Genomic DNA, 4,125 nt, shown 5'->3' with positions numbered 1-4,125 from the left:
GCGGCGTTGCGGCCAAGCGCCGTGTCCTCCCGCTCGACGACCAGGAGCGCACCGCCCTCGCCGGCCGCGTAGCCGGTGGCGTCGGCGTCGAAGGGCAGGTAGGCGCGTTCGGGATCGGGGGACGTGCTCAGCAGGCCGCCGGGGAGCTGGACGACCAGGCCCCACGGGCACAGCGGCGCGTCGAAGCCCCCGGTCAGCGCGGCGCGGAGGGTGCCCGTACGCAGCAGGCGGGCCGTGTCGGCCGCCGCGTCGAGGGCGCCGGCCTGCTCGGAGACGAAGACCGAGGTGTGTCCCCGCAGGCCGTGGCGGATGGAGATCTGGCCGGTGTTGACCGCGTAGAACCAGGCGAACGACTGGTACGAGCTGACCCGCTCCGGGCCCGTCCCCCAGAGCTTCTGCAACTCCCGCTGGCCGAACTCGAAGCCGCCGCACGCGCCGGCCGTCAGCACGCCCAGGTCGTACTCGCCGAGGTCCGCGGGATCCAGCCCGGCGTCCGCCAGCGCCCAGTCGGCGGCGGCCAGGGCGTAGCGCGTCATGCGGTCGGTCTGGGGCAGCAGCCGCTGGGACAGGAGGGCGTCGGCGTCGAAGTCGAGGACCTCGCCGCCCACGCGCACGGGGTAGGCGCTCGCGTCGAAGCGCTGGAGGAGGCCGATGCCGCTCCGGCCGGCGAGGGTTGCCGCCCAGAACTCGTCGGTGCCGATGCCGTTGGGCGCGACGACGCCGATACCGGTGACGACGGCCCCGGCCAGTCCGGCACGTGCGCCGTACGCGGGCGCCGACTCCCCGCCGACCGGCTCCCTCCCGGCGGTGACGGTCACCGCGCCACCGCCTTCGCCGGGGGCCGGCCGAGCACCGCGGCGCTCTGGAACCCGCCGAAGCCGCTGCCGACGCTGAGCACGGTGTCCACCCGCTGCTCCCGGGCCACGTTGGGCACGTAGTCGAGGTCGCACTCGGGGTCGGGCTCTTCGTAGTTCGCGGTGGGCGGGATCACGCCGTACTCGATGGCCAGCGCGCAGGCGGCCAGCTCCAGCGAGCCGATCGCGCCGAGCGAGTGCCCGATCATCGACTTGATGGAGCTGACCGGGACCTCATAGGCGCGGCGGCCCAGGCTCCGCTTGAACGCGGCCGTCTCGTGCCGGTCGTTCTGCCGGGTCCCGGAGCCGTGGGCGTTGATGTAGTCGAGATCGGCCCCGTCGCGGCGCGCCTGCCGCATGGCGGCCCGGATGGCCTCGGCCATCTCGCGGCCGTGCCGCGTCAGGCCGGTCATGTGGTAGGCGTTCGACCTCGTCGCGAAGCCGCGGACTTCGGCGTAGACGCGGGCCCTGCGCCGGTACGCGGCCGCCAGCTCCTCGACGACGAACACCGCGGCCCCTTCGCCGAGGACGAAGCCGTCGCGGTTGCGGTCGAAGGGCCGGGAGGCGTGCTCCGGGTCGCCGTTGTTCGCCGAGGTCGCCTTGATGGCGTCGAAGCAGGCCACGGTGATGGGGGAGATGGGGGCGTCGGTCGCCCCGCAGACGACCACGTCGGCCCGCCCGTCGCGGATGAGGCCGGCCCCGTACCCCACGGCGTCGAGGCCGGAGGTGCAGCCGGTGGAGATCACGGTGACGGGTCCTTCGGCGCCCGTCTCCCAGGCGACGTCGCGGCCGATGGAGGACGGGACGAAGTAGTCGAAGACCTGCGCGGCGGTGGCCGTGTGGTCGACCAGCCAGTGGGACCCGTAGTCGCTGACCCGCTGGTAGTCCTGGTCGAGGCTGGCGGTGCAGCCCACCGCGGTGCCGATGCTGACGCCGACCCGCGCCGGGTCCTGCCGGCCCGTGTCCAGCCCGCTGCCCGCCACCGCCTCACGGGTCGCGGCGATCGCCAGCTGCGTGGCCCTGTCGCACGTCGCCGCCTGCGCCGGCGACAGCCCCTCGGCCGCCGGGTCGAAGTCGATCTCCGCGGCGACCCGGGAGCGGAACGGCGCGGGGTCGATCAGGCTCATCGTCCGCGTCGCGGTACGCCCCGAAACCAGCAACCGCCAGAACGCCTCCGTCCCCACCCCGCCCGGGGCCCGTACGCCGATGCCCGTGATCACCGCACGCCTCTCCGCGTCCTCGCCCATGTCAGCCACCCACACGCGGCGGCACGCACCCGGGCTCCGGCACGGGCTCGGTGTCGACATGGCCGAGTTCGGGCCGCGGTGCAAGGGGCGCGACGTGGAAGACGGCCCGCAGGACACCGTCCCCGGCATTCTCGATGCGGTTGCGCTGCCCCCGGGTGATGAGCAGCGCCTCGTCCGAATCCAGCGCCACCGCCTCGCCGTTGACGCGCACGACGGCCGAACCCTCGATCACGTACAGGAACTTGTCGGAGAACGGGTGGTAATGCTCGGTGACGACCTCCCCTGGCGCCAATTCGAGGTGCCCCATGAACCCCGAGGTGGCCCCCACGGAACCCGGCGTCAGCAGCGCCCGCACGCGTCCCCCCTGCCGACGGCTGGCCGCCACGTCCACCAGGGCGACCCTGGCGGCCGACCCCCCACTGTCTGCCATGACTTGTCCTCCCTTTCCAGGTGCGAGACTGATCTGGTCATCGGTAGGAGCGACTCCGGGGCAGTACCGGAAAGAAATACGCCGGGAATCGGAAGCCCGGGAGCGAGTTCGACGGGGCCCTGAATCCCCCGGGCGCATCGGAGACGAACAGATAAGAGTCCGCTACGCCTGGTGATTTCTCCAACGCGCCGCGCCGAAAACGAGGATGACCCCCGCCCCACTCAAGTGGGTGTAGTTTTACGATCAGTCTGACCGCCGTAATCCGTAAAGGTTCGCCAGTGCTCGGACCGCGATTCGCGGCGGGCGGCGGGGCCGCCCCACCGCATCCGGCGGATCGGAGTCCGCACCGCACCCTTCCGCGCCCACGCCTGGGTCGAGGCCGACGACCAGCCGATCGGGGAGCGTACCCGGCCGGGTACTACACCCCGACCCTCACCGTCGGCCCGGCGGATCGCTGACCCGACCGGCGGCCGCCGCCGCGACCCTGGCGCGCAGCGCGCTCTTGTGGACCTTGCCGAGGTGCGTGCGGGGCAGCTCCGCCAGCAGTTCGAGGCGGGACGGCCGGTACCACTCGGTCATGCCCCGGGCGGTGAGGTGCGTGCGCAGCTCCGCCAGGGTCGGCGGGTCGGCCGGGTCTTCCGGTACCACCACGGCGCAGGCCAGTTCGGAGTGCACCGGGTCGGGGTAGCCGACGAGCGCCACGTCCCGGACCCGGGGGTGGTCGCGCAGCTCGTCCTCCACGTCCTGCACGGGGATCAGTTGGGAGTCGGAGCCCTTGACGCGGTCCGCCGCGCGGCCGAGGAACCGCAGACCGCCGCGCCCGTCGGCCTCGACCAGGTCGCCGGTCTCGTACCAGCCGTCGGTCCCCGCGCTGCTCCAGCGCAACCGGCCCGTGTCGCGCTCGGCGGTCGCCAGGCAGGTGGCGGGGCTGCGGACGGACAGGTGCGAGGCGCCGCCTTCCGCGGGCTCCAGGCGCAGCTCGACCCCGGGCATGGCGCGGCCCATGCTCAGCGCCGGCCAGTCGTCGGGATCGTCGGGATCGTCGGGTGCGGTGGCGGTGCCGCCGCCGAGTTCGGTCATCCCCCACTCGTTGACGAGGTGTGCGCACAAGGCGGCGCGGATACGGGGAACGAGCGGGCGGGGCAGCGGCGTGCCCACGCTGACCACCGTGTGCAGGGTGCCGAGCGGGCGGGGGGAGCGGCGCTGCTCGGTGACGAGCTGCGCGAGGGCCCAGGGCACGGCGAGCAGCACCCGCGTGCCGTTGCGGGCCAGCATGTCGAGGTAGGCGCCGGGGTCCCAGACGTCGGCGAAGTGCGCCGGTGCGCGATGGACGAGCGGGGCGAGCGCCAGGTTGCAGAGGCCGACGGAGTGGCTGATCCCGCCGGGTGTCGTCCGCGACGCCGCCGCTCCGTCCGCGTACCGTGGCACGGCCCTGATGCCGGCGTAGAGCGTGTTGGAGCTGTGCAGAACGGCGGTCGGGGCGCCCGCGGTACCGGAGGTGAACACCACGACGGAGGGCTGGTCGGGGTGCAGGAGGGCGGGAGCCGGCGCCGGACCCGTGGCTTCCAGCAGGTGGGCGGCGAAGGAGAGCGCG

At 73.7% G+C, this 4,125-nt stretch carries 4 protein-coding genes and 1 pseudogene; 1 reads left to right on the top strand and 4 read right to left on the bottom strand.

Annotated elements, in window-relative coordinates:
* From H5J30_RS20230 to H5J30_RS20220, 3 genes are all read right to left on the bottom strand, one after another.
* On the bottom strand, positions 1-818 hold an 818-nt coding region (locus H5J30_RS20230), incomplete at its 3' end, for a beta-ketoacyl synthase N-terminal-like domain-containing protein (RefSeq protein WP_374101004.1).
* A complete protein-coding gene (locus H5J30_RS20225) occupies positions 815-2,074 on the bottom strand; it encodes a beta-ketoacyl-[acyl-carrier-protein] synthase family protein (RefSeq protein ID WP_374101005.1) in 1,260 nt (419 codons plus the stop codon). The genes H5J30_RS20225 and H5J30_RS20230, both read right to left, overlap by 4 nt.
* Before the next feature lie 28 nt (positions 2,075-2,102).
* The gene (locus H5J30_RS20220; protein WP_181788815.1) at positions 2,103-2,531 is read right to left on the bottom strand and encodes a cupin domain-containing protein; all 429 of its coding nucleotides are present in this window, start codon (positions 2,529-2,531) and stop codon (positions 2,103-2,105) included.
* Positions 2,532-2,855: 324 nt separating this feature from the next.
* Between H5J30_RS20220 and H5J30_RS37720 the strand changes: the two are divergent.
* Positions 2,856-2,927 (top strand): annotated as a pseudogene (locus H5J30_RS37720) (lasso peptide biosynthesis B2 protein); the annotation flags it as partial.
* A 36-nt stretch (positions 2,928-2,963) separates the two neighbouring features.
* Here H5J30_RS37720 and H5J30_RS20210 read toward each other — a convergent pair.
* The coding region (locus H5J30_RS20210) for an AMP-binding protein (RefSeq protein ID WP_181788814.1) at positions 2,964-4,125 on the bottom strand (1,162 nt) is incomplete at its 5' end.

The sequence above is a fragment of the Streptomyces phytophilus genome, from assembly GCF_013870535.1.
Taxonomy (GTDB): domain Bacteria; phylum Actinomycetota; class Actinomycetes; order Streptomycetales; family Streptomycetaceae; genus Streptomyces; species Streptomyces phytophilus.
Note: the sequence above shows the minus strand (reverse complement) of the source record. Positions and strands in the feature narration are given on the sequence as shown.

Bases quoted from the DNA above. Each gene is read 5' to 3' on its own strand.
- H5J30_RS20220 (WP_181788815.1), bottom strand. From the start codon at position 2,531: ATGGCAGACAGTGGGGGGTCGGCCGCCAGGGTCGCCCTGGTGGACGTG.